Origin of the sequence: Gemmatimonas aurantiaca T-27 (assembly GCF_000010305.1) — a bacterium.
GTDB classification, from domain to species: domain Bacteria; phylum Gemmatimonadota; class Gemmatimonadetes; order Gemmatimonadales; family Gemmatimonadaceae; genus Gemmatimonas; species Gemmatimonas aurantiaca.
Genome location: NC_012489.1, coordinates 395,889 through 420,192 on the forward strand (window position 1 = coordinate 395,889; position 24,304 = coordinate 420,192).

General features: G+C 63.6%; 27 protein-coding genes. 18 read left to right on the plus strand and 9 right to left on the minus strand.

Features of this window, described 5'->3' with window-relative positions:
* Nucleotide 1 precedes the first annotated feature (1 nt).
* From GAU_RS01765 to GAU_RS01800, 8 genes are all read right to left on the minus strand, one after another.
* Nucleotides 2–1,210, minus strand: coding sequence for an acyl-CoA reductase (locus GAU_RS01765; RefSeq protein WP_012681834.1), 1,209 nt, complete (start codon nucleotides 1,208–1,210; stop codon nucleotides 2–4).
* The gene (locus GAU_RS01770) at nucleotides 1,210–2,280 is read right to left on the minus strand and encodes an acyl-protein synthetase (RefSeq protein ID WP_041265862.1); all 1,071 of its coding nucleotides are present in this window, start codon (nucleotides 2,278–2,280) and stop codon (nucleotides 1,210–1,212) included. Before GAU_RS01770 ends, GAU_RS01765 begins: the two co-directional genes overlap by 1 nt.
* Before the next feature lie 98 nt (nucleotides 2,281–2,378).
* Nucleotides 2,379–3,848, minus strand: a complete 1,470-nt coding sequence (locus GAU_RS01775; RefSeq protein WP_012681836.1) for an AMP-binding protein — start codon at nucleotides 3,846–3,848, stop codon at nucleotides 2,379–2,381.
* Nucleotides 3,845–4,582 carry an SDR family NAD(P)-dependent oxidoreductase gene (locus GAU_RS01780; RefSeq protein WP_012681837.1) on the minus strand — a complete coding sequence of 246 codons (738 nt, stop codon included), beginning with the start codon at nucleotides 4,580–4,582 and terminating at the stop codon, nucleotides 3,845–3,847. Before GAU_RS01780 ends, GAU_RS01775 begins: the two co-directional genes overlap by 4 nt.
* Nucleotides 4,582–4,848, minus strand: coding sequence for an acyl carrier protein (locus tag GAU_RS01785; protein ID WP_012681838.1), 267 nt, complete (start codon nucleotides 4,846–4,848; stop codon nucleotides 4,582–4,584). Before GAU_RS01785 ends, GAU_RS01780 begins: the two co-directional genes overlap by 1 nt.
* An 83-nt stretch (nucleotides 4,849–4,931) precedes the next feature.
* A complete protein-coding gene (locus GAU_RS01790; RefSeq protein ID WP_012681839.1) occupies nucleotides 4,932–5,549 on the minus strand; it encodes a GNAT family N-acetyltransferase in 618 nt (205 codons plus the stop codon).
* Between the two features lies 1 nt (nucleotide 5,550).
* Entirely contained in the window at nucleotides 5,551–6,507 is a 957-nt protein-coding gene (locus tag GAU_RS01795) for a hypothetical protein (protein WP_012681840.1), read from the minus strand.
* 176 nt (nucleotides 6,508–6,683) lie between these two features.
* The gene (locus GAU_RS01800; protein ID WP_012681841.1) at nucleotides 6,684–8,168 is read right to left on the minus strand and encodes a tetratricopeptide repeat protein; all 1,485 of its coding nucleotides are present in this window, start codon (nucleotides 8,166–8,168) and stop codon (nucleotides 6,684–6,686) included.
* Between the two features lie 239 nt (nucleotides 8,169–8,407).
* Between GAU_RS01800 and GAU_RS01805 the strand changes: the two genes are divergently transcribed.
* The 15 genes from GAU_RS01805 to GAU_RS01875 all read left to right on the plus strand — a co-directional run bounded on the left by GAU_RS01805 (nucleotide 8,408) and on the right by GAU_RS01875 (nucleotide 20,598).
* Complete coding sequence (locus GAU_RS01805; RefSeq protein ID WP_012681842.1) at nucleotides 8,408–9,163, plus strand: flagellin; 756 nt, start codon at nucleotides 8,408–8,410, stop codon at nucleotides 9,161–9,163.
* Between the two features lie 90 nt (nucleotides 9,164–9,253).
* Nucleotides 9,254–11,308 carry a flagellar filament capping protein FliD gene (gene fliD, locus GAU_RS01810; protein ID WP_012681843.1) on the plus strand — a complete coding sequence of 685 codons (2,055 nt, stop codon included), beginning with the start codon at nucleotides 9,254–9,256 and terminating at the stop codon, nucleotides 11,306–11,308.
* Nucleotides 11,309–11,375: 67 nt separating this feature from the next.
* Nucleotides 11,376–11,774, plus strand: coding sequence for a flagellar export chaperone FliS (gene fliS, locus GAU_RS01815; RefSeq protein ID WP_012681844.1), 399 nt, complete (start codon nucleotides 11,376–11,378; stop codon nucleotides 11,772–11,774).
* A complete protein-coding gene (locus tag GAU_RS01820; RefSeq protein ID WP_012681845.1) occupies nucleotides 11,771–12,259 on the plus strand; it encodes a hypothetical protein in 489 nt (162 codons plus the stop codon). The genes fliS and GAU_RS01820 overlap by 4 nt, the downstream gene beginning before the upstream one ends.
* 2 nt (nucleotides 12,260–12,261) lie before the next feature.
* Entirely contained in the window at nucleotides 12,262–12,579 is a 318-nt protein-coding gene (locus GAU_RS01825) for a hypothetical protein (protein ID WP_012681846.1), read from the plus strand.
* Nucleotides 12,580–12,653: 74 nt separating this feature from the next.
* Nucleotides 12,654–12,938, plus strand: coding sequence for a flagellar biosynthesis anti-sigma factor FlgM (locus GAU_RS01830; RefSeq protein WP_012681847.1), 285 nt, complete (start codon nucleotides 12,654–12,656; stop codon nucleotides 12,936–12,938).
* Between the two features lie 42 nt (nucleotides 12,939–12,980).
* Nucleotides 12,981–13,352: a response regulator gene (locus GAU_RS01835; protein WP_012681848.1), complete on the plus strand. Its 372-nt coding sequence runs from the start codon at nucleotides 12,981–12,983 to the stop codon at nucleotides 13,350–13,352.
* A gap of 10 nt (nucleotides 13,353–13,362) precedes the next feature.
* Nucleotides 13,363–14,040, plus strand: a complete 678-nt coding sequence (locus GAU_RS01840) for a hypothetical protein (protein WP_012681849.1) — start codon at nucleotides 13,363–13,365, stop codon at nucleotides 14,038–14,040.
* A 226-nt stretch (nucleotides 14,041–14,266) separates the two neighbouring features.
* Nucleotides 14,267–16,525, plus strand: a complete 2,259-nt coding sequence (locus GAU_RS01845; RefSeq protein WP_052574184.1) for a chemotaxis protein CheA — start codon at nucleotides 14,267–14,269, stop codon at nucleotides 16,523–16,525.
* Nucleotides 16,526–16,676: 151 nt separating this feature from the next.
* Nucleotides 16,677–17,183, plus strand: a complete 507-nt coding sequence (locus GAU_RS01850; RefSeq protein WP_041265161.1) for a chemotaxis protein CheW — start codon at nucleotides 16,677–16,679, stop codon at nucleotides 17,181–17,183.
* A 38-nt stretch (nucleotides 17,184–17,221) separates the two neighbouring features.
* Entirely contained in the window at nucleotides 17,222–18,061 is an 840-nt protein-coding gene (locus tag GAU_RS01855; RefSeq protein ID WP_012681852.1) for a CheR family methyltransferase, read from the plus strand.
* A 2-nt stretch (nucleotides 18,062–18,063) separates the two neighbouring features.
* Entirely contained in the window at nucleotides 18,064–18,576 is a 513-nt protein-coding gene (locus tag GAU_RS01860) for a chemotaxis protein CheD (protein WP_012681853.1), read from the plus strand.
* 15 nt (nucleotides 18,577–18,591) lie between these two features.
* Complete coding sequence (locus GAU_RS01865) at nucleotides 18,592–19,020, plus strand: response regulator (RefSeq protein ID WP_012681854.1); 429 nt, start codon at nucleotides 18,592–18,594, stop codon at nucleotides 19,018–19,020.
* On the plus strand, nucleotides 18,968–19,465 hold the full coding sequence (locus GAU_RS01870; protein WP_083765382.1) for a chemotaxis protein CheX: 498 nt from the start codon (nucleotides 18,968–18,970) through the stop codon (nucleotides 19,463–19,465). Before GAU_RS01865 ends, GAU_RS01870 begins: the two co-directional genes overlap by 53 nt.
* 86 nt (nucleotides 19,466–19,551) lie before the next feature.
* Nucleotides 19,552–20,598, plus strand: coding sequence for a protein-glutamate methylesterase/protein-glutamine glutaminase (locus GAU_RS01875; RefSeq protein WP_012681856.1), 1,047 nt, complete (start codon nucleotides 19,552–19,554; stop codon nucleotides 20,596–20,598).
* A gap of 99 nt (nucleotides 20,599–20,697) precedes the next feature.
* Here the strand turns inward: GAU_RS01875 and GAU_RS01880 are convergent, their stop codons facing one another.
* Nucleotides 20,698–21,372, minus strand: coding sequence for a sensor histidine kinase (locus GAU_RS01880; RefSeq protein WP_041265163.1), 675 nt, complete (start codon nucleotides 21,370–21,372; stop codon nucleotides 20,698–20,700).
* Between the two features lie 77 nt (nucleotides 21,373–21,449).
* Here GAU_RS01880 and GAU_RS01885 point away from each other — a divergent pair, with 77 nt between their 5' ends.
* Genes GAU_RS01885 through GAU_RS01895 form a run of 3 tightly spaced genes read left to right on the plus strand, consistent with a single transcriptional unit; the run spans nucleotide 21,450 to nucleotide 24,226 of the window.
* On the plus strand, nucleotides 21,450–22,061 hold the full coding sequence (locus GAU_RS01885) for a hypothetical protein (RefSeq protein ID WP_012681858.1): 612 nt from the start codon (nucleotides 21,450–21,452) through the stop codon (nucleotides 22,059–22,061).
* Nucleotides 22,062–22,093: 32 nt separating this feature from the next.
* Nucleotides 22,094–22,792, plus strand: coding sequence for a DNA-3-methyladenine glycosylase family protein (locus tag GAU_RS01890; RefSeq protein ID WP_169307563.1), 699 nt, complete (start codon nucleotides 22,094–22,096; stop codon nucleotides 22,790–22,792).
* A gap of 27 nt (nucleotides 22,793–22,819) precedes the next feature.
* Complete coding sequence (locus GAU_RS01895; protein ID WP_012681860.1) at nucleotides 22,820–24,226, plus strand: TIGR01777 family oxidoreductase; 1,407 nt, start codon at nucleotides 22,820–22,822, stop codon at nucleotides 24,224–24,226.
* The last annotated feature ends 78 nt before the right edge of the window (nucleotides 24,227–24,304 follow it).

The window sequence follows — 24,304 nt, forward strand, 5'->3', positions numbered from 1 at the left end:
TTCACCACCCCTGAGGCGCGATGTGCACGCGACGGGTGAATTGCTGGAAAAGATCGTAGCCATCCCAGACGTGATGAAACGCCAGTGCCTGGCCCACGGGTACAAATCGATCGATCCCGCGCCCGTTGAAATGGCGTGCCGCCTGCACGATGTCTTCGCGCGATAGACCAAACACGGTCAACGTCTGATCGCGGCGGGCGAGGTGCGACCCCAGCGCTTCGAGCGACGGCAACACCACATCGTGAAACAGACCGCCGCCCGGAGCGACGCGCCGCAGCGTGTCGAGCGTGCCGAGTTGCACGACGGTGACTTCCGGTGATACGGTGAGCACATGGGTGGCGCCTTCATCGATGGTGGCACGTGCCGCTTCTGTGAGTTTGGCCAACACCGTGCCCGCCTCACTGTACACACCACGTCGGGTGGCCGCTGCCGCCACACGCTGCCAGAAATCGCCGCGCACCCGGTCGGCGGTGACAGCGTCACCGATCCACGCCACCAGGCGGGGAGAAGCGCAGGCATTCTGATCGAACCAGAAGGCATCATTGGCAAAGCGATCGGCCAGCGCATCACGTGCCGACTCGTCGAGCGCTTCCACCGCACCGGCATGCAAAGCGGAGGCGCTGTACCGATCGGGAAAGACCAGCTCGATGGCGTGTGGTGGCAACGGCAGGGCCCGCAGCGACGATACGGCCGCGTCACCACCCCACAGCACCCGGACATCACACAGCGCGGAGAGCGCCGTGGTGAGCGCATCGTCATGACCGTAGCGCACGAACACGGCACCGGCCGCCACATCGGCGTGCTCACTGTCCTGCAGCACGGTTTCCACCACCGTAGCGACCCGCGCGCCAATGCCGCTCAGACGCTGAGACAATCGGACCACGTTGCGATTGCCCATCAGCAAGGAGAGGATCCACGAGTACACGAACAGCGTGTCGACATTCGACGGTGGCACATGGAACACGGTGCCGCGCGGCACGAGCACGGACTCGCTTCTTTCCACGGCCCGCAGATGTGTCTCGAGCCGGCGGGTCTCCACCGGACGAAGCCAGAACGCGAGTGCCTGAACCGCGCCTTCCCGGCGCAGCGATGGATCCGAGGACAGGGCACGCGACAGAGCGTGCGTGAACGCCAGCGTCCGCGCATCGAACGGTACCAAGGACGGTGCCGCGTGCAGTTGTTGCGCGATCTGTTCAATATCTACCGTCATCACAGGCTCGCTGCCGCCGTCGTCGCAATCACATCACTGCATCCGCGCAACTCGGCGCGCGGCACACGACCGAGCACCACAAATCCCTTGCCACGACGTGATGCACCCGGTGCATCTTCGTGCACGATCACGCCGCGGTCTTCGGTCAGGATGGAATGACCGGGATAACTGCGCGGCAAAAGGCTCAACACCTGGATCACGCCCTCGGTGCCATGCGGTACCACGTCCAGTGTACGCGGGTCGCGGACAATCACATCGGCAAAATCCGGCGGATACAGCAGGCCATCGTCACCCTCGAGGAAGACGCCGCCGATCTGCTCCACCATGCCGTAAAAATTGTGTACGCGGGCGAGGCCTGTCTGTTCGCGCAGGCGATCCTTGAATACCACGTCGGACACGGAGCGTTCGATCAGCTTCTTCCAGCCACCCGAATGCACCAGAATGCCCTGCGACAGATCCATGCTGCCGGCCGGCATCTGCTCTACCAGGGCCTGCCAGGCCAGGAACGTGAAGCCGAACATGAGAAACGGCGCATGACCATGCCGTTCGAGGAACCGGGCGATGATCTCCGGCTGCGGCACCAACGTGTCGTCGAGCGCAAAGGCATGCGCGGCACCAAACGTCATCATGCCTAGGACACCGGCGCCACGGGCGCTGAGTGCACCCCGCCCTTTGATGATGGACGGGGTGTCGATCACCAGCATCGGCAAGCGCTTGGGGCCGAGCAAGGTACCCATGATGCTCGCCAGCGCCGTGCGTTGCTGTGCGGCCGCCTCACGATCGAGCACGATGCGGCTTGGCTGTTGTCCGCTGGTGCCGCTCGACACGAGCACGGTGGCGATATCCGTATCGGCAATGCTCTGGAGCTGGTGGCTCTTGAACAGCCCCACCGGCACCCAGGGCACATCGGCCAACGAGGAAATGCCGTGTTGCACGTGAGGAAACAGGGCATTCACCATTCGGGCGTACGGCTCGGAGCACGCCCGATGATGCGATGTCAGCGCTGCCAGCTCTGCCCGCAGTCGCTCTGACTTGGTCTCCTGCGGGTGTGTGTACTGCGGCACGGCCAGCAGGTCGGCAAGTGCCGTCGCATGATCCGAAGCCGCGATCACCGATTCGGCGATCACCGATTCGGCGAGCACGGGTTCAACGAGTACAGGTTCTGCGATCATAGTGCCCGCCGGAGTGCGGGGTAGTCCACCTTGCCTGACGAAGTGCGTGGCAGCGCCTCGATCGGCTTCACGACGATGTTGCGCTGCTGGACCCGCAACTGTGACGAGAGCTGCTGTACCAGAGAACGCAGTGCCGGATCGTCAGGCGTTGCGGCAGGCATCACCGTGAAGACCACCAGTTGATTGTCCGTTTCGATCACCGCTGCCGGGAACGCCACGGACAGTTGCCGTTCGATGGCATCGAGATCGATACGCACACCAAACAGTTTGCCGATACGCTTCACACGACCGGTGATCGTAAGACATCCATCGGCATCGAGGTGGCCAATGTCTCCCGTGCGCAGCGATCCACCCAGTTCGTCACCCAGTGCCAGCTCCTCACGTGTGGTGGCATACCCCAGCATGACATTGGGACCGCGGTACCACACTTCACCGTCCTCGTCATGGGCGAGCAGCGGACCAGCGGCCGCACCATCGACGAGCTGACGAATCTCGATGGTGCCACCGGGAATGACACGTCCCGCACTGCCGACGCGGGCGGGCAGCCAGTCGTGCGGCATCACGGTGATGCGGGCCGTCGCTTCGGTCTGGCCGTACATCACATGAAAGCGTCCGCCCCGAAGCTGCATGAAGGCGTGCAGGCGCTCCACCGATTCATCGCGTAGTCGTCCGCCTGCCTGTGTCATGACCCGCACGGATGACGGGACTGCACGCGCTGCTCCCAGTCGTTCGAGCATTTCGTACATGTACGGCACACCAGCCAGTGCGGTGACGTTGTGTTGTTTCACCGCGCTCCAGAAGGCACCATCCATGAAACCCTTGTCTGTCACCACCACAGATGCGCCGGTGGCCAGGTGACTGGTGAGCAGCGAAAGCCCGTATGCGTAGTGCAACGGCAGGCACGTAATCGCCCGATCCGACGCGTCGATGGACAATGCCTCGGCAATGCTGCGTGCGTTGGCCACCACGGCCTGTTCGGTCAGGCGCACCAGTTTTGGGCTCCCTGTCGAACCCGACGTAGCCAGGCCAAACGCAAACGTGTCATGCACAGTGGCGAGGCCGTACTGATCGGCCACGGGGGAACGAAAGAGCCCGTTCACAGTGGCGATCGGCTGCGGATCGGACACCGATTGCGCGTCCGATGTCACCACACACACCGGCCGATAGGTTGCGATGAGTCCATCGCGCACCTGCGTGTCGAGTGATCCGTCCACCAGCACCACGCCAAACCCGGCGGCGCGCAGCGACAGCAGCGCCACGATGGATGCGATGTCGTTGCGTACCTGCAGGAACACCAAGGCGGGAGCGCGCAGGTGTCTGTCGACGCACTCTGGTGCGAGGTCCCGCAACCAAGCCGCGCGCGCGGTATCCACACGCTCTCGCAGATCCTGGTAGCGCACAGTCTCGCCACTCGTCGCGTCGATCAGTGCGATCGCGTCAGGTGCTCCGGCGTCGAGCAACATCATGGCACGTACCCGCCATCGACCGGCAGTACGACACCGGTGATATAGGAGGAGGCATCGCTGGCCAGGAAGGTGATGGCGCGCGCGACTTCTTCCGGTCGGCCCACACGTCCCATCGGTACGCGGGCGCGAATGGCGTCCTGCTCCGATGTTGAGTATTCCGCAACCAGATCCGTGTCGATCCACCCCGGTGCGACGGCGTTCACGCGAATACCCCACGAGGCACACTCGGCGGCGGCTGTGCGCGTCGCGGCTTCCAGCGCGGCTTTTGACGCGGCATAGGCGGTGCGGCCCGCCACGCCGTGGGAAGCGAGCACGGACGACACATTGATGATGGCGCCATGCCGTGCGCGCTGCATCAGACGCATGGCGCTTTGCAGACACAGGATGGCACCCGTGGTGTTCACCGCAAAGGCCGCGTCGATGGCCGCACGATCGAGGGTGCCCAGCAGGCCGCTCGGCATGACGCCGGCATTGTTCACCAGCACATCGAGACGCTTGCTGTGCGAGAAGATCGTACGAAACGCGTCGGCAATGGACGTTGCCTCGCTCACGTCGAGCAGCAGTGGTACGGCCGTTCCCGGGCCGAGCGCGGTCAGCCGTTCTGCGACACGCTCGCAGGCGGCGCGCTCTCGCCCGGCCACGAAGACGGTGGCGCCATCGCGGACAAACTGTTCCGCGGTGGCGGCCCCGATACCGCGGGTTGCCCCGGTCACACACACCACCGGTGACGACATCAGAACGTGATGCCGTGTTTGCCGAGAATGGTGCGCGCTTCGGGGAAGCTGCTGAGGGCGAGCACTTCTTCCGTTTCGAGCATCACATCGAATGCTCCTTCGATGGCCACGATGAGCTGCATGTGAGCCACCGAATCCCACGTCGGTGTTTCGCGATAGGCCAGCGTCTCATGGTCGACACCCGGCGCCAGTTCGAGCGCCGCGGTGAAGGCGTCGCGCAGTCGGGTGAGTGCGTCGGTCTGTGCTGGGGAAGTCACGATGGACATGATGAGAGGACGAAGATGATGAAGTCGAGCGAGCGTGTGTTGGGGCGGGCCTGTGTCGTGCCCGTGTCGTGCCCGTGTCGTGCCTATGCCGCGCGCGACCGGCGACGGGCCCAGGCGTCCACGGTGGCCTGCAACGGGGCGGGCTGGTAGCGGTCAGGCGTGAGCACGTAGTCGAAGTACTCCACCCCCCGGATGTCGTGCTGGCCGGAGCGCACGAACCCGAGTCGGGCATTGATGCTCTGCATGACACCGTTGTCGTCCCGCACACAGGTCTCGATGCGCGCGATACCCAGCGAGTCAAACGCGACACCGAGCAACAACAGCTCGGCTTCCAGTGTGTAGGGCGCCTCGCGTGCGCGGGTGTCGTCGATCACGAGACGACCCTTTTCCGCGCGTGAGCGGTCCTCCGCAATACCATAGAGTGCCGTGGCGCCCACCACGACGCCGTCCTTGCGTGTGATCGCCCACTGGATATCGTCTCGCCGATCCTGATAGCCCGCAAACCACTTCGACTGCTTCTCCACCGTGAGTGGCTCCGGTTGATGCAGGAAGTACGAGGCCCGTTCGGTGTTGCGGAATCCGATGACGGTGTCGTGATGCTCGGGGCCGTAGGGCACCAGATCGATCAGGGCTCCCAACACGGGCTGTGCGCGGAAGGCCAGCACCTGGTCGGCTACGGCAGGAGAGGATGTCCCACTCACGTTATGCTCCGCTCAAGGTGTCGATGAATCGTTCGGTGAGCGCAAACGCGGTGGTTGCGCCGCATCCGATGGGGAACGGGCTCAGAGTCATCTCTCCGTCTTCTTCCACCATGACAAACGACGACGCGCCCAACTGCTCGAGTTCCTGCTGGACATAGAAGGCGACTGAAGCGTCGGCTGCATCCCAGGCAAAGGCGATGGCATGATCGCGCCACCCACTGCCCGCTGAGACGACCGACGAAGCCGGCAGGCTGCCTAGGTGCACGATGGTGCGTGCCGGGGTGATCAGGTCCGTGGCTTCGGCGATATCGCTGACGATCTGCACCAGCGGCACCTGTTGGTCGGATGGCGTCACGCCTTCATCGCGGCCGAACTGTTGTGCATTGCGGGCGATGAGCTGCTGCAGCACGGGGTCGGCGGTGACCGCTACCATACGCCCCGACGACATCGTGCATGCCGACAGCACACCGGCACCTGCTCCGGGGTCGAGATCGATGTAGTTGTCATCACCGAGCAGTGCCTGCTCGAGGAAGTTGCGGAGTTCCGCCTGGGCGCCGGTGTCCTGTTCGGCCCGCAGGAAGGCGAGCACGGTGGGGTGTCCGAGTTCCGCCTCGGTCACGCCGAACTGGAATCGTGGTGCGCCCGGCGCGTATTCGGTCAGACTCGGGATGACCACCAATTCGCCCGCGATCTGCCGCTGCTGCACTGCGGCGTCGGCACTGGCGCACTGGTCGAGCAACCGGCGCGCGTGCTGCATGGCCGGATGGTCAAATGGCAGCAGGGATGCTGCTTGCTCGAACGTCATGGCGGCACTGCGCACATGGCCGCGCTGAAGCGCATCCGCGACCAGTTGCGGCAGCAGAGCGGCCAGGGCGTCAGCGGGTTGTTCGGACGGCTGGTCCGTCCAGGATGCAACCACCGGTTCGATGAGCGATGAATCCGTAGCGAACAGTGACATGGCGGCACGTAAAAGAAGTCATGGGCCGAGAGGCCGGCAGCCGCTGAAAAGCATTAACTGTGCCATCTGTAAGTCATTGCATTAAAACAACTTGAAAATCACGCCCTCGTGTACTGCTTCCCCGAGGGCGGCAAGGCATGGTCAGTCGCGGCAGGAATTGCCGGTGGTGTGACGACTCAGGCCAAGGTGTTGGAGGGAGAAATGTTCGGAGGGCTGCTCAAGGCAGCGCCCAAGGCCGCGATCGCGCCGCCCCAGTCCCCGGGGGACGGCTGTCGGATCAGGGTGGCCGTTGGGTACCAGGGGGTACGATTGGAGCGCAGACCCCAGCGCCAGTCGGGTGAATACGGGAGCAGGACCCAGGTGGGCAAGCCCAGTGCACCGGCGAGATGCGCCAGGCCGGTATCAACGGTCACGATGCCATCGATTGAAGACAGCAAAGAGGCAGTTTCAAGCCAATTTACGCTCAGTGCTGGTGCTTCAAATGATTCTGATGGTGTTTCCTCTCCCAACTGCATCCACACCCAATCGACATCGCGGATCCCCTCGATCGCTGACACCCACTCGTTCCCGATATCGCGCAGGTTGGTGGCCAGGAAGTTCGGGTTCCCCCGCAGTACCAGCCCCAACCGTCGGCGCGCGGATGCCACGCGAGGCGTCAACTCCATGTCGGTGCGCAGATAGGGCACCCGGTCACTCCCGGTCTCTCGATCGGCACCGAGCAGCAGGGGCAGCGACAGCACCGGCACCGCGTAGTCGGTGGTCGGGGCCTGACCCACCGGCACCGCATCCAGCCCAGAGGCCTGCAAGAGTGAGACAGCCGATTCCGGCGCCTCCACAATGACCCGTGCCGCGCCGCGTTCGGTCAGCAGCGGCACATAGCGCACGAAATGGAAGAGGTCGCCTATCCCCTGTTCGAACACCACTACTATAGATGAGCCAGCCAGCGGCTCACCACGCCACGCCTTGCTGCCGGCGGGAATCGCTGGCAGTCCGCGGTGTTCGAAGTCGCTCCAGCCATGCGCGGTCGCGCCACCCAAAAGCCGAGTCAACGCCCGCTGCATCCGGGTGGGACTGTGGGCTGGGCGGAGCGTTTCGGCCTTCTTGAGCAGCTTGAGGGAATCTTCGAGCTGCCCCTGGCTGTGACGCACCTGGGCCGCGGTCAGCCACAGGGCCGGGTTGTGCTTGTCGGCGCTGGTCGCCCGCTGGGCCAGGCGCCAGGCCTGGTCGAGATTCCCCATCGCGCGGTGTGCGCCCGCCTGGGCTCCGAGCACGGACGGATGATTCGGCAGCGTGCGGGCCACCAGGTCGAAGCAGTGCAGGGCCGCATCCGGTGCGCCCACATCGAGTAGTTGCGCGCCCAGGGCATGGGCGTCGTTGGGAGAGAGACGTTCGAGATTCTGGGCGTCCAATGTCGCCAGGGCGGCTCGCGCCCGACTCCGCTGACCGGCTAGCTGCCAGGCGGTCGCCACCATGCGGGCCACCGGTACCTGGTCCGGCAATGCCGCAGCCACCGGCTCGAGCAGTGTGGCCGCCTCACGATACCGACCGCTTGCCAACGCGGCTTCCCCCGCCGCGAGTTGTGCAACGAGTTGCTCGGTCAGCGGGGGCGTGTGTGGCGTCGCCAGGGGGCGATCGTCGCCGCGATGTGCGGTCTCGGTCATGCGCGGTGGTGGTGAAGGGCCATTGATGAAATGACGACGGCCCCCTGCGAAACGGCACATCCGGCGGCCCACGAACAGCATGTCAGCGGCGTGACATTTCGGGCCATTTGCGCCGTCAAGTTTTCAATGTCGCTCAAGTTCGTTTCCGCTGTGACGACACTGAGAACTGACCGCGATTCGATAGTCGAGTCCGGACGAGGCACGGATGCCTCAGCTTCATTATCAAGGAGGATAGTCTCATGCGTATCAACACCAACGTCGGCGCCCTGACCGCTTCGCGTAACGCGTTCGTCAACAACATGGCCACCGAGTCCAGCATGCGTAAGCTGAGCTCGGGTCTGCGTATCAGCCGTGCGGCTGACGACGCGGCAGGTCTTGCGATTGCGAACAAGCTCCGCGCGCAGCACCGTGGTCTCCAGGCTGCGTCGAACAACGCCGAGCAGGGCAATGCGCTCCTGCAGATCGCCGAAGGTGCAGCGTCGACCATCGAGCGTATCATCGAGCGTCAGAAGGAACTGCTGGTGCAGTCTGCTTCGGGTCAGAACGCGTCGGTGTCGTCGACGCTGACCACAGAAGTGAGCACGCTGAACACGGAAATCGGTCGTATCGTCAGCGCGGCCAAGTTCCAGGGTACGGCAGTGTTTGCGTCGCACAGCTTCGCGGTTGACGAAGATGGCGCCACGTTCGCGGTCAACGCCGCGTACACGGCTCCGGGCTCGGCTCCCACGTCGTCGACGGGCGCGGACACGAACCTGCAGTCGATCAACGACGTACTGGCCAACATCGGTGCTGGTCAGAACCGTCTCGACTACACGGTGCAGAACCTCAAGTCGGCCATCGTGAACGTCAAGGCCGCCGAATCCACCATTCGCGACGTCGACATGGCGGAAGAAATGGCCAACTTCACGAAGAACAACATCCTCACGCAGGCGGCGCAGGCGATGCTCTCGCAGGCGAATCAGGGCTCGCAGTCAGTTCTGAACATCCTCCGCTAATACCGAAGGACCCACAGCGTGATATGACCCCGGGGTCGGCGTAACAGCCGGCCCCGGGGTATGGCCTTAGGCAGACGTATCGAGGCGCCCATGACTACCCCGTTGAATTTTGGTGGCTTGAGTAGCGGCGTTCAGTGGAACGACATCGTCGACACGACGATCAAAGCCCTGGAAGCCCGTCAGGTCACACCCATCACCGACCGCATCACACTTCGCAACAAGCAGAAGGAAGCTTGGACGAAGTTGCAGGGGTTGGTGAACAACATGAACAGTGCCGCACTCGCGGTGCGTCGTGCCGGTTTCGGTGGCTTCCAGGCCACGGTTCCCACGAGCGCTTCGAGTGGGCGGAGCCTGCTCACTGCGTCCGCCACGTCAGCAGCGACCGCTGGTCGCTATCGCGTGGAAGTGTTGCAGACAGCAGATACCGCCAAGCTGGCCGGCGGTTCGGTCGCCGACACCACGGCGGCGCGCAATCTGTCGGGTTCATTCACCGTCAATGGCGCCACGATCTCTGTCGATGCGGCCGATTCACTGACCGCCATTCGCGACAAGGTCAACGGTGCGAATGCCGGCGTCACGGCCACTATCGTATCGGAAGGCGGTACGGCGGGTCGCCTGGTGCTCACGAACAATGCATCGGGTGCCACCAAGCTCGATATCGGCGATGGGGCAGAAGGTCTCGGGCGTGAGTTGGGTTTCCTCGACTCACGCTCGAAGCCCATTTCCTCTTCCACGGTGGCGGCCGCTGCCGCCATGGGGCTGGCGGTGTATCCGCAGCCGGCGTCCATTCGTGTCGGCCACGTCACCATCACTGCGGATCTGGCAACGGAATCGATCTCCTCGATTGCCGCCAAGATCAATGCGGCAGGTGGTTCGGCGTCCGTGGAATCGGAACAGTACGGCGACGAAACGCGCTATCGCCTGGTGACGGACGGCAATGTGTCCGCCGTCGGTGGTGATCCGAACTCGCAGGCCGTGATCGATGCGCTGGGGATGGCCACGGGTACCTCTGGCGCGGTGCGTCAGACGGTGCAGAGTGCCGCGTTCACCGATGGCAGCGATGCCCCGGTCTCGGCGTCCACCGCATTGACCTCACTCAAGGTCGATGGAGCTTCGGCCAATCTCGTCGTCGGCGATGCCATCAATATCCGCGGCACCCGTGGTGATGGCACCGCGGTGTCGTACGGTATCGTCATCGAGCCGGGCGACACCATGCAGTCGTTGCTCGACCGGATCAACGATGCCAGCTCGGGTTTTGGCTCCGGCAGCCGCACGGCGTCGGCCGAACTTGGGCCCGACGGGCGTATTCGCCTCACCGACGATACTGGCGGCGCCTCGCGCATGTCGTTCTCGATGAGCGTGACGCACGCCAACGGCACCACCGGTTCACTTGGCGCCACCAGCACCGCCGTCGCCGGACGCAGCCGCGAGCTGCAACAGGGTCGCGATGCCATCGTGCGCGTCGACGGACAGGAGTTCACGCGTTCGAGCAACACCTTCTCGGATGTGGTGAACGGCGTCGCCATCACGTTGCAGACAGCCGAACCCGGCACGACGATCGATCTGGCGGTGGAGCGCGATGAAAAAGGCGCGGTCGACGCGACCAAGAAGCTCGTGGATGCCTACAACGAGATCCGCAGCTTCTACGATGAGCAGCGTGCCACGGATGCGCCGCTCTACGGCGACGGCAACCTGCGTCGCGTGGTGAACACCTTCACCGAGGCCCTGCGGGCCGACGTATCGGGTACCAATGCGACCTACGGCCGCAGTGTGAACGTGGGACTGATGCTCGATCGGGCCGGCAAGCTCACGTTCAACGAAGCGGATTTCAAGAAGGCGTTTGCCGACAAGCCAGCGGAAATCGAGACCCTGTTCGGCATGTCGGGTATTGGCGGGGCCTTTGTGGTGGCCACCGACAATGCCACACGTTTCGGCGAAGGGCCGATCAGCACGTCGCTCAACAGCATTCTCGAGAACGTCAACACGCTGCAGAATCGCGAAGCCGAGCAGAAGAAGCGGCTGGAAGATCGACGCATGCAGTTGATCCAGCAGTACACGCGCATGGAAGAAGCCCTGTCCCGGCTGCAGCAGCAGAGTGGATCTTTGCTGGCTTCAGTGCAGGGACTTCAGGGAAGCAGTAACTGACCGATACTCCTACGTGTAGAGGCTGACGCCTCGCCACGATCAGATCACCGCTTCCCGTCTGCGCCGCATGTCATACACCACACTGCAGTCCAACTATCGCGAGATGGAAATCCATGCCGCCTCGCCGGAAAAGTTGCTCTGCATCGTCTTCGAGCAGTTGGTCGTCAATCTGGAACGCGCCCGCATCGCGATCGAACGCAAGGACGTCGAGCTCCGGGTCGTGGCGCTGCGCCGGGCCCGCGGCCTGGTGACCGAGTTGCTCACGACCCTCGATGTCGAAAAGGGCGGGCCGCTCGGTGTGGAGCTGGCCGGTATGTATCAGGTCATGTTGGTCGAGTTGGTGGATGTCGGGATGCGCGGTGATCTCAAGGTCATGCGCCAGCTCGTCAACATCGCCACACAACTGCGTGACGGATTTGTGGGCGCGGAGCGTCAACTGGCGGCGCAGCGTCTGAAGACCGCATGAACCGCCTGATTCCGTTCATGTCTCCCCGTGCGACTGCGGCCTCCGGTTCCGGAAGCCGCGCCGACCGCCGCGCAACGGCGGCGCGCGAAGCGCTCTCGCTGTGTGCCGACGCGGATGCGTTGGCGCGCGAAGCATCGCGCGTCTCGTCGGCCGAACAGCACCGACTGTTGGCGTTGCTCGAGCAGCGGGACGAGATCATGCAGGATCTGGCCGAACAGTTGGCCATCCTGCGGCACGAACGGCCCACGGCTGACAGCGCGCTCTTTGCCGCCACCGAACGTGTGGTGGATGAAGCGGACGCGCTGGTCGCCGAGGTCTGCGCGGCGGTCAGCACCACGCAGCGTGTCACGCTGGATCTGGCCGCACGGGTCGCCACTCGCGTCGAAGAAATTCGCGCCGAACTCGATGCCGTCCAGCGTGCCGCGCATGCCAATGTCGGCTACGCAGCGGCGTCGACCACGCGATTGGTCGACCGGGTGCGCTGATCATGTCGGCTGCCCCGGAGCGTTTTGGACAGCTTCTCCAGGAGAAGCTGGACGAACTGGATGCGGCGGCCGAACAGGAAATGCTGCTGGCCTTCGATGAGGTCGAGCAGTTGCGATTGCAGGCTGCGGCGCTGGTGACGCGGGGCGAACATCGCCCCTGGGCCACCGGCGCCAATACGAAGTACCAGCACGACCAGGTGGTGCCGGAAGCGCCACCGCCAACACTCGATATCCGTTTTCCGACCCGCCCGGCCGACAAGGACCAGGCAGGACCGGGGGATGGAGCTTCTTCGAAGCGACAGGGACGTCGCGTTCCGTAATTTGGAATATCTGGACCAGTAAAGTTACTGGCCCGGGCTGCCGATAGTCTCCTAGTGAGGAGGAGGATCCTTATATGAAGATCAACAGCTACATCGACACCCTTCGTACGACGCCGGCCAATCCCACGGCCGTTCCGCGTCCGGCGCAGGAAGTCACGCAGTCTCCGGCCACTCGGCCGGTCAAGTCGGATTCGGTCCAGATCTCGGACGCCGGTCGCCGCCTGAACGCAGAACAGCGTGAAGCGATCGACCCGGAACGGGTGGCTGAACTTCGGCAAAAAGTTCTGTCCGGCGCCTACAACACCCTCGATGTGGTGGATCAGGTCGCCCGACGCATTCTCACGCGTGGCGAGCTGTAGTCGTCGCGCCTCTCATTCCGGTCTGGTCAGGAGATTGGTGACATGAAGTTTCTTGTGGTCGACGATTCTGCGACGATGCGTCGCATCGTCATCAATTCGCTCCAGCGGATCGGGTTCAACGATACCGTCGAAGCCGGCGACGGGCAGGAAGCGCTGGCGAAGTTCGACAGTTCCATCAAGTTCATCATCACCGATTGGAACATGCCGAACATGACCGGTACCGAGTTCACGAAGGTGCTGCGGTCGCGCGATGATGGCCGGCACGTGCCGGTGCTGATGGTGACGGCACGCTCCGTGAAGGAAGACATCCTCACGGCGATGGAAGCGGGTGTCAACAACTACATCGTCAAGCCGTTCACGCCCCAGGTGCTGAAGGAGAAGATCGACGCGCTTCTGCCGGCTGCCGCAGCCTGAGGATTGACCAATGACCAGTGCTCGTGCACATGAAGTGTTGTATGAATCCGAGGCTGCGCTCCGCCTCGTTGATCAGGAGCTGACTGGACTTCACGACGTGCGTGACGTCAGTCCCGTTGTACCCACGATCTCCCTCGCCGACTTGCCGAACATTCTCGAGCAGGCGAACGCGCAGATTCTCAATGTGCTCGCGCGACTCCGCGAGAGCCGCGCCGCCCTGCAGACAACCGCTCTGGAGCGACTCCAGACCACGCACGAAAAGATCCGTGAAGTGACCACCGCGACCGAAGATGCGGCGATCAATATCATGGATGCTTGTGACCGCGCCACGCAGATGGTGGACGAACTCGATACGATCGATTCGGATGCCGCACCGGACCGCGAGAAGGCGGCGGGCATCCGGGCCACACTGCGCGATGAGCTGTTTCTCATGATGGGCGCGCTGCAGTTCCAGGACATCACGTCGCAGCAGTTGGCACACGCCTCGTCGGTGCTGGTCGATATGGAAGAGCGCCTGCTCGAGGTTGCCCGTCTATTCGATCACAACGTCGAAGACACGCAGGTGTTCCGCGCGGGCAGTGCGCCCGACGAGAAGACCTACGATCCGAATGCGACGACGAAAAACGCCGAAGGCCGTCAGGCGCTTGCCGACGAGTTGTTCACCAGCGTCAAGGCGCCAGCCGCGTAATCCCCCCGGTTGCGCGATGGTCTTTCACGGCCCGTTTCCTCGCTGAGGGAGCGGGCCGTGTGTGTTGGCGCACCGCCCGCCACCCGCGGTCGATACGTTCCGCGTCCACGAACAAGATCCGCACAAAGCGGTAAACCTGCGGACGGTCCCGACCGATACTCGATGAGGTCGCGAGTGCCATGACCGGTGCTCGCAAAAAATCAATGAGTCCTTCTACGGTCCTACCGTGTCTCCACTGAATCTCGATGATGCCGCCACGCTGCTGATGCAGCTCGAGGCGACTGACCTGGCCGACCTGGCCGTGCTTCGTGATGCGCTCACCGATCTCGCCTTCGAGAACCGGGTGCCGCTCCGGGCGCAACCGTTCGTCGCCCGTGCTGCACGTGTTCTCGGCAGTGTGGTCAATGGTTCTGCCGCCGACGCTCAGGCCGCATTCACCGAAGTGGGCCAGGCGATCGAAGAGGCCATGAAGGTGGTCGAAAAGGAAGGTGGTTCGCCCGCGCCTGTGGCTCAGGCCATGGCCAGCACGGTTGGTGGTGCGGTGGGCATCGCGATCGCTTCAGGTGCCAAGTCTTCGGTGCAGGAAACGGCAACGCCGGTCGCGGCGGTGTCCCCGACGCCGGAGCCGGTCTCAGTACCCGCACCAGTACCCGCACCAGTGGCCGCGCCGGTTGCCGTGGCGGCTGCTGCGCCGATTGCGGCTCCAGCGGCTGCCCCGGTTGCTGCCAAGCGCACGGCGGCTGAAGAACGATTGGCCGATGATGTGGACCGCGATCTGCTCTCCGATTTCATCGCCGAGAGTGGTGAATGCGTGACCAACTCAGAGTCCGCGCTGCTGCAACTGGAAGAAAATCCCACCGACGAAGAAGCCGTCAACACGGTGTTCCGTGCATTTCACACGGTGAAGGGTACGTCGGCATTCCTGGGGCTCACGCGTGTCGCCGAGTTCGCCCACGAAGCGGAGTCGTTGCTGAGCCGCGTGCGCGACAAGGAAATCTCGTACACGCGTGGTTGCGCCGATCTGTCGCTGCGGTCGGTCGATATGCTGAAGGATCTGTTGGCGGCGGTCGAGAAAGCGCTGGCCAGCGATGGTCGGTGCCTGTTGCCCGCCGGCTATGATGAATTGAAGGATGCGGTGGCCGGGTACGATCCGGCACGCGATGGCAATGGTGTGACGCTGGCGGTCGCGGCGAGTGAGGACATCTTCCCGGTGGCGCGTGACGGCGAAGCCGATGCACCGGCCGCCGCGGGACAACAAGCCAATGCCAAGGCGCGCACCGAGTCGAGTGGCGATGCCACGATCCGTGTGCGCACCGATCGCCTCGACCGACTCATCGACATGGTCGGTGAACTGGTCATCGCGCAGACCATCATCGCCGGCGACGACACGATCGACAGCACCACGCAGCATGAACTGCAGCGCAAGGTGACACACGCCGGAAAGATCGTGCGTGAGTTGCAGGACCTGTCGATGTCCATGCGCATGGTGCCGCTGCGCCCGACCTTCCAGAAGCTCGCGCGTGTCGTGCGTGATACCGCCGCCAAGGCCGGCAAGACCGTGCAGTTCATCACCGAAGGCGATGACGTCGAAATCGATCGCAACATGGTGGATCGCCTCAGTGATCCGCTCGTGCACATGGTGCGCAATGCCGTCGATCACGGTGTCGAGCCCCCGCAGGAGCGTCAGGCCAACGGCAAGGCGCCGATGGGGATCGTGCGTCTGCGCGCGTACCACGCGTCGGGCAACGTCGTCGTGGAGTTGATCGACGACGGTCGCGGATTGCACCGGGAGAAGATCGTGAAGAAGGGGCTCGAGAAGAAGCTCATCGAGACCGACAAGGGCATGAGCGACAGTGATGTCTTCAACCTCATCTTCGCGCCCGGCTTCTCGACGGCCGAAAAGGTGACGGACATCTCCGGACGTGGCGTCGGCATGGACGTCGTGCGCCGCAATCTGGAAGTCATCCGGGGCCGCATCGACATCACGTCGGCGCCCGGACATGGCACCACCTTCGCCATTCGTCTTCCGCTCACGCTGGCCGTCACCGACGGCATGCTGGTGCGTGTGGGCCAGGAACGTTTCATCGTGCCGCTCACCCACATCCACATGAGCTTCCGCCCCGAGCCGTCGATGCTGTCGACAGTGGCCGGCAAGGGCGAAGTGGTGCTGTTGCGCGGTGAACTGATGCCGATCGTGCGCTTGCACCGACTCTTCGGCGTCGATGACGCCGTGCAGTCACCGCTGGACGGTCTGTTGATGATCGTCGGCGATGGCAATCGTCGCACGGCGCTGCTCGTCGACGATCTGCTCGGTCAGCAGCAGGTGGTCGCCAAAACACTCGGCGAGGGGCTCGGCAAGGTGCCGGGGGTCAGCGGCGGCGCCATTCTCGGCGATGGTCGTGTCGGGCTCATTCTCGACGTCAATGAAACGCTGTCGCTCGTGCAGACCGACGATGACAGCGCGCATCGCCGGACCGCAGCCTAAGGCGGTGCTGGGGCGCTTGGCGGCGGGTATCATGCCGCTGGCCCCCAATATCGCATCCGCAAATCCGTAGTGAAGCTCCGCCGCCGGAGCGCCGATACTCTCAGTTCCAGGGCCATGCGTGCCCTGGCTCTCAATCTCAATCGAGTTCGCCATGAGCACGCCGCTCTCGCAGTCCGACAATGCCACCGCCACGCTGTCGCGTGCCGGCAAATACCTGACGTTCTTTCTCGCCGGCGAAGAATACGGCCTCGAGATCCTGAAGGTCAGTGAAATCATCGGCATGCAGCCGATCACCCGGGTGCCCCGCATGCCGGAATTTGTGCGGGGAGTCATCAATCTCCGCGGCAAGGTCATCCCCATCACCGATCTGCGCAGCAAGTTCGGCATGGATGTGGAGAATGCGGGAGAGAGCTGCATCATCGTGGTGCAGATGAAGGGCGTGCAGACCGGCATCGTGGTCGACCGGGTGAGCGAAGTGGTGGCGATTGCCGAGAGTGACATCGAAGACGCGCCGACCTTTGGCGCTGGCATCCGCACGGAATTCCTGCTCGGCATCGGTAAGGCCGGCGGCCGTGTGAAGCTGCTGCTCGATATCGACAAGGTGCTGGCCACGTCCGAACTTGCCGCCCTCGAAGCGGCCCAGGCGCACGCCGACTGAGTGCGCGGTACTCACGCTGTTCGCAGGACATCCCAATAATGGCTGTGACCGAGTCGCCGACCGGTTTTCTCTCGGAGTGTGAACTCACTGCCGGGCAGTTTTCCCGGATCACGCGCATGCTCCATGAGCATGCCGGGATCCGGATGCGGGAAGGGAAAGAAGGACTGGTTCGTGCGCGCCTGACGAAGCGGCTGCGCAAGCTCCAGCTCCCCGATTTCGACGCGTATCTCACGTTTGTGGAACGCGATCCGACCCGTCGCGAGTTCGCCGAGATGATCGACGTGCTCACGACCAACAAGACGAGCTTTCTGCGCGAAGCCTCGCACTTCGATTTCCTGCGCAGCGAGGTGTTTCCGAATCTGGCAGGCACCGTGCGCATCTGGAGCGCGGGCTGCTCATCCGGCGAGGAGCCCTACACGCTCGCGATGCTGTGCAACGAAGGCATTCGGGATATCGCGTCACGGGATGTACGAATCCTGGCGACCGACATCAGTCATCGCGTCCTGGCGCAAGCCAAGGCTGGAGTGTATCCCGCCGAGCAGATGAATGACGTGCCGGATGCGTGGATGCAGAAGTACTGGTCGCAGAAGCAGGACACGGCGGGTCGCACCGTTTGTGAAGCAGATCGTTCACTGCGCAAGCTGGTCCAGTTTGCGAAGCTGAATCTGATGGAACGGTGGCCGATGCAGGGACCGTTCGATGCCATTCTCTGCCGCAATGTCATGATCTACTTCGACAAGGCCACGCAGCAACAGCTCGTGGAGCGCTACTGGGCGTTGCTGCGCCCCGGTGGCCACTTCTTTGTCGGGCATTCGGAGAGTCTCACCGGCCTCACGCACCGTTTTCGGTACGTGCAGCCCGCGGTCTATGTCAAGTAAACATGGGAATCATCGCGCCGGCGCGAGCCGTGGAGCGGGTGGTCGGCGTCGCCGACCTCAAGGTGTCGAATACGGCAGGTGAGCGCATCATCACGTACGCTCTGGGCAGTTGCCTGGGGATCGTGATCCACGATCCAGTGGTGGGTGTCGCGGGCATGTTGCACGTGATGCTACCGACGGGAACGATCGATCCGGTGAAGATGCAGGACAAGCCGGCGATGTTCGTGGACAGTGGGGTGCCCATGCTGTTCAAGGAGTGCTACAAACTGGGTGCGAAGAAGGAACGCATGCAGGTGAAGGTTGCGGGTGGGGCGCACGCCGGGGCCTGTGAAGAGGATGATCGCTTCCAGATCGGCAAGCGCAACATGATCGCGCTGCGCAAGCTCCTGTGGAAGAACGGTGTGATGGTGCACGCCCATGATACGGGTGGTGTTCAGACGTCGCGCACAATGTGGGTCGATGTGACCTCGGGTGAGGTCACGCTCAAGATCAACGGTACCGAAAGCAAGCTCTGAAGAGCGGACTGACGCATGGCCTTCAACGTTCTGGTAGTGGACGACAGTGCCGTCATGAGGCAGATGGTCGTCCGGACATTGCGAATGAGTGGACTTCCCCTGGGCCAGGTGCATGAAGCCGGCAATGGTGAGGAAGGACTCTTTACGCTGCAGGAGCAGTGGGTCGACCTGCTGCTGCTGGATATCAACATGCCCGTCATGAATGGCGAGGAGATGCTGCGGCGTCTGCGTGCCAATCCCGAGACGGAGCAACTGCCGGTGATCGTGGTCTCCACGGAAGGCAGTGAAACACGATTGCATGCGCTGCAGGAACTTGGCGCCGCGATCGTGCGCAAACCCTTCGCGCCAGAGACGCTGCGCGACACCATTCTGCGTATAACGGGAGTCACCGATGTCGAATACTACGGTCCGGTCTCTGTCGCGAGCGACGATAGCGACTTTTGAGGAGCTCGCGCTCCTCTTCCCCGAGACGGAGCCGACGCCCGAACAGGCTGCGGCGCCGCTCGATGTGGCGGTGTCCGTGGAATTTCGCGGTCCGCTGATCGGTCGTCTCGTGGTGCGTGCATCCAGCGTGGTGTTGCCGGCCCTCGCCGCCAACATGTTGGGCGCCGACCAGTCGCGGCACCTGCCGCTGCAGCGCGACGCACTCGGCGAAATTGCCAATGTCATTTGCGGAAACGTCCTGCCGCTCATCGCCGGCTCGGACGTGATCTTCAATCTGGCTGCTCCATTGGTGCATGAAGGCGGCGCGCTGCCGTCCCGTGACCGCGATGAGCCGTCGGCGCGTGTGGAGATCGGCGTGGAGGAAGGGCGGGTGGAAACGCTGCTCTATCTCTTCGGCGAGCGCCATGCGGATACGCCGTCGGCGCAGGCGGTCGCTGCGGCGTGAGCACGATCCTGACACCGGCCTTGAGCGGTCTGGCCGACACCCAGGGCCGGGTCGGCGAGCGATCGCCGTCGCTGCGCAAGCCCGGGGTGACGCGTGTACTGATCGTCGACGATTCGGCGCTGGTTCGGCGCATCCTCAGTGAGGCGCTGTCCAAACACGACGATATCGAGGTCGTGGGCACGGCCACCGATCCGTATGTGGCTCGCGAACGTATCGCACAGCTCAAGCCGGATGTCATCACGCTGGATATCGAAATGCCCCGCATGGACGGACTGTCGTTCCTGTCCAAGCTGATGCGGCATTTTCCGCTGCCGGTGGTGGTCTGCAGTTCACTGACACCACAAAACAGCGAGACCGCCTTGCGCGCACTGGCCCTCGGGGCGGTGGAGGTCATCGCCAAGCCAGGTTCTTCGCTGGGTGCCGGTGATATCGTGGAAGACCTCGCCCGGGCGGTGCGCACCGCTTCGCATGCGCGCGTGGTACGTCGTATCGAAAGTGCCGAACCACCCACGGCGCGTCCGGCCATTGCGACCTTCAATGCCACCAACAAGGTGATTGCGCTCGGCGCTTCCACCGGTGGCACGCAGGCCCTCGAGCAGGTGCTGCGACGATTCCCCGTCGATGCACCGGGCACAGTGATCGTGCAGCATATGCCGGAGCATTTCACGGCATCCTTTGCCAAGCGTCTCGATTCCGTGTGCTCCATCCGCGTGCAGGAGGCGAAGGATGGGGATTATGTCGTGTCCGGACTCGCGCTCGTGGCGCCGGGTGGCAAGCATCTGGTGCTGCAGGCCAGCGGGGCACGATGGGTGTGCCGGGTGAAGGACGGTCCCAAGGTGCATCACCAGCGGCCTGCCGTGGACGTGCTCTTTCAGAGTGTGGCCCGCAGCGCCGGTCGCAATGCGGTGGGGGCGGTGCTGACCGGTATGGGTGCCGATGGTGCCAAGGGACTGCTCGCCATGCGCGAAGCCGGTGCCTATACGGTGGCGCAGAACGAAGACACCTGTGTGGTATATGGCATGCCGCGCGAAGCGGTGAAGCTCGATGCGGCGGTCGATGTGCTGCCCCTGGGTGATGTCGCTGATGCGCTGTTGAACGCCGTGAAGTCCCGCAGTACGCACGTGACGCCGTAACGAGCTTCCGGAAGACCACCATAAAAACAGCACGCGGCGACCGGGTCTGGTCGCCGCGTGCTGTTTGTACGTCTGGCCTGTGGTGTTCGGCGGCCCGCGTCAGTTGGCGGCCGGCATCTCCAGGCGCACCGTGGTGCGGCCGTCCTCGCGCTCGAAGGCAATGGACCCGTTCACCACTTCGAGGAACGCGGCAACCAGTGCCAGGCCGATGCCCGCGCCGCGCACGCCCTGTTTGCCAGACACAAACGGCTCCATCACCTGATCGCCGAGCGATGTGGACACACCGCTGCCGGTATCGGTCACCGTGACTTCGACGCGATCACCGAGCGCCTGCACCGCCACCGTGATACGGGACTCCGGTGGCGCTGCCTCATGGGCATTCAGGAGCACCTCCGCCATGACATCCCGCCACCAGATCTGGTCGGCCAGGATGGAGACCCCGGGGGCGAGCGACATCGCGACCTCGCGAGTCGGATGTTCGCGGCCGAACTGCTCGACGGCTTCCGCGATACCACTGCTCACGTCCATCGGCACCCGACGCATCGCACCGGCCCGGGCGAATCGTGTCACCCGGGCGAGGTATTGCACCATGCTCTCTGCCGCCCGCTGGATCTCACTGACGTCAGCATACGTCGACGAATCCGGCGGCAGTTCCGACAGTAGCAGCTCGCTGTAGGTCCGCACGACCGTGGAAAAGTTGTTCAGGTCATGCGAAATCCGCCTCGCGAAACGCACCAGCGTTTCATTCGATGCGGTATTTGTGGGAGACGGCATAGAACCCGTAGAATATGGCATCTTGCAGTCCAACCAACAGCGTCGTCAGTCGGTCTCTTTTCTTCTTGGAGTTAAACGTGTCCGTTCCCGCCGCACGCCCCGCCTTTGGTCTTATCAGCGTCGCCCTCACGGCCCTGCTGCTGCCCCTGGCGACCGCCACAGCCCAAAAGGCTCCGCCGGTTGCCGAACAGATTGCTGCTGCCGTGTTGGCGCTGCCCACCGAAATGCGGGATGGCGCAGGAGTTCTCGGATATAAGACGGTCGGCAAGCTCGAAGTTCTCCGCCCCACCAAAAATGGCATGCTCTGTCTGGCCGACGATCCGGCCGAAGAGCAGTTCCATGTGTCCTGCTACGCCGACTCCATGGACCCCTTCATGGCCCGTGGCCGCTCTCTCCGTCTGCAGGGCACCACTGGCGCCCAGGTGGACACCGTGCGGTTTGCCGAAGTGAAGTCCGGCAAGATCAAGATGCCCACGCAGCCTGCCGCGTTGTATCAGATCTTCGGTGCGAAGGACGCCTATGATGCCGCGTCCAACACCGTGAAGAATGGCCGCAGCTTGTTCGTGGTGTACATCCCCTTCGCTACCCCACAGAGCACCGGACTCTCCACCACACCGTCAGACACCAAGCCGTGGCTGATGCTCCCGGGCACCGCCAAGGCGCACATCATGTTCACCTCGAAGATGTAATGTCTCCCGCAAAGAAGCGGACGAGTGTCTCCGTGCGGGACGTTTCAGCTCCCGCACCCGCTTCGGCGATTGCCAAGCCACTGACCACCCGTCGACTCACGCAGGCGATCGCCGAGCTTTCCGAGCGAGATACTCGGCTTGGCGCGGCGATTGCCGCCGTGGGGCCCTGCACGCTGCTGCCCCGTACCGAAGGGACACACTTCGGGCACCTCGCCCGCAACATCGTGTATCAGCAACTCTCCGGGTCCGCCGCTACGACGATTCACGGACGTTTCCTGAAACACGTGTCGGCGCATCTCGGTGTGGAAACCGAGCACCCGACGCCGGAGTCGGTGCTCGGGATCGACGATGACGCGCTGCGCGGATGTGGTCTGTCGGTGGCCAAAGTGCGGGCCATCAAGGACCTCGCGCAGCATGTCATCGACGGGCGGCTACCGCTCGATCGCCTCGATGTCATGTCGGATCAGGAGATCATTGACGCGCTGGTCCCGGTCCGTGGGATTGGTCCGTGGACGGCCCAGATGTTTCTGATGTTCCGACTGGGTCGCCCCGATGTGTTGCCGGTGCTCGATCTTGGCGTGCGCAAAGGAGCACAGCGCATCTATCGCACGAGGGCCCTTCCGGACGCGGCACGCCTCGAGAAGATCGCAAAGACCTGGCGGCCGTGGGCGAGCGTGGCCAGTTGGTATTGCTGGCGGGTGCTCGATCTCGAAGACGCTGGCGGTTGGTGACGGCACACACTCGGCACGGGAACATCGATGGACGACAGGCGCGACGAAACATCCAGCGAAGCGCACGGTGAGTTCGTTCGGCGGGTGCACACGCCGGTGTCCGTCGAAGAGCTCTTTGCCTGGCACGAGCGACCGGGCGCGTTTCAGCGACTGTCGCCACCGTGGGAAGACATGGAACTGCTGGTGCCGCATGAAGGCATTCACGACGGTGCACGCGTCACCGTGCGCATGCACACCGGCCCGGTGCCATCCACGTGGCGCATCGAACACCGCGACTATGTCGCCAATCGACAGTTTCGCGATGTGCAGCTCGAAGGTCCGTTCGACGAGTGGGTGCATACCCACCGTTTCGAAGCGGACGGACGTGGCAGTGTCCTCGAGGACCATATCCGCTATGCGTTGCCCCTTGGTGTCGTCGGTGAGATGGCCGCCGGATGGTTCACCCGGGATACCCTCGATCGGGTTTTCACCTACCGCCATCGTTTGCTCGTGAATGATCTGGCACGACATGCGGCCTACGCGGAACGGCCACGTCTGCGCATTGCCATCACCGGTGCGAGCGGATTCATCGGCACCCAACTGTCGGCGTTTCTGACCACTGGTGGTCACGAGGTTGTGCGCATTGGTCGTGGCGACGTACGGCCTGGCGTGGTGGATGTCGCCTGGAATCCCGAGCGCGGACAATTGGATCCCCGTGCGCTCGAGGGCATCGACGCCGTGGTGCATCTGGCTGGTGCATCCATCGCGGATCGGTGGACCAAGGCACATCGTGAGGCCATCCGATCGAGTCGGGTGGAGGGCACGTCGCTGTTGGCGCATACGTTGGCACAGCTCGATCGCAAACCGGCGGTGTTGCTCAGCGGGTCGGCCATCGGGTATTACGGCGACCGCCGTGACGAGGTGCTCGATGAATCGAGTGTGCCCGGCGACGACTACCTCGCACAGACGGCCGTCTTGTGGGAAGGTGCGACCGCACCTGCTGAACGCGCCGGTATTCGTGTGGTGCATTTGCGCACCGGCATTGTGCAGGGGGCTCGTGGAGGCGCTCTTGCCAAGCTGGCGCCCCTCTTCCGTTGGGGGGTCGGCGGGAAGCTCGGCGACGGTTCGCAGTGGATGAGCCCCATCGCGTTGTCCGATCACATGGCCGCGGTGCACTTCTGCCTCATGGAAGGTGCGGTGCGCGGGCCGGTCAATCTGGTCATTCCCGAAGCCGTCACCAACGACGAGTACACGCGTGTGATGGGGGAGGTGCTGCATCGCCCGACCTTGGCCACCGCACCGGCTTTTGCCTTGCGGATGGTGCTGGGGGCTGAAATGGCCGACCTGACCGTGTTGGCCAGTCAGCGGGTCCGTCCTGGCGTGCTCGAACGTGCGGGGTTCCGGTGGGACTTTCCAGAACTGGAAGGCATGCTGCGTTTCGAGCTGGGCGCGTAGGACAACGCGAACGCCGAGCGCCTCTCCATTCGCCACCGGTCAGCCTTCACGCCAGCGGACTCATGGGGAACATAGGGT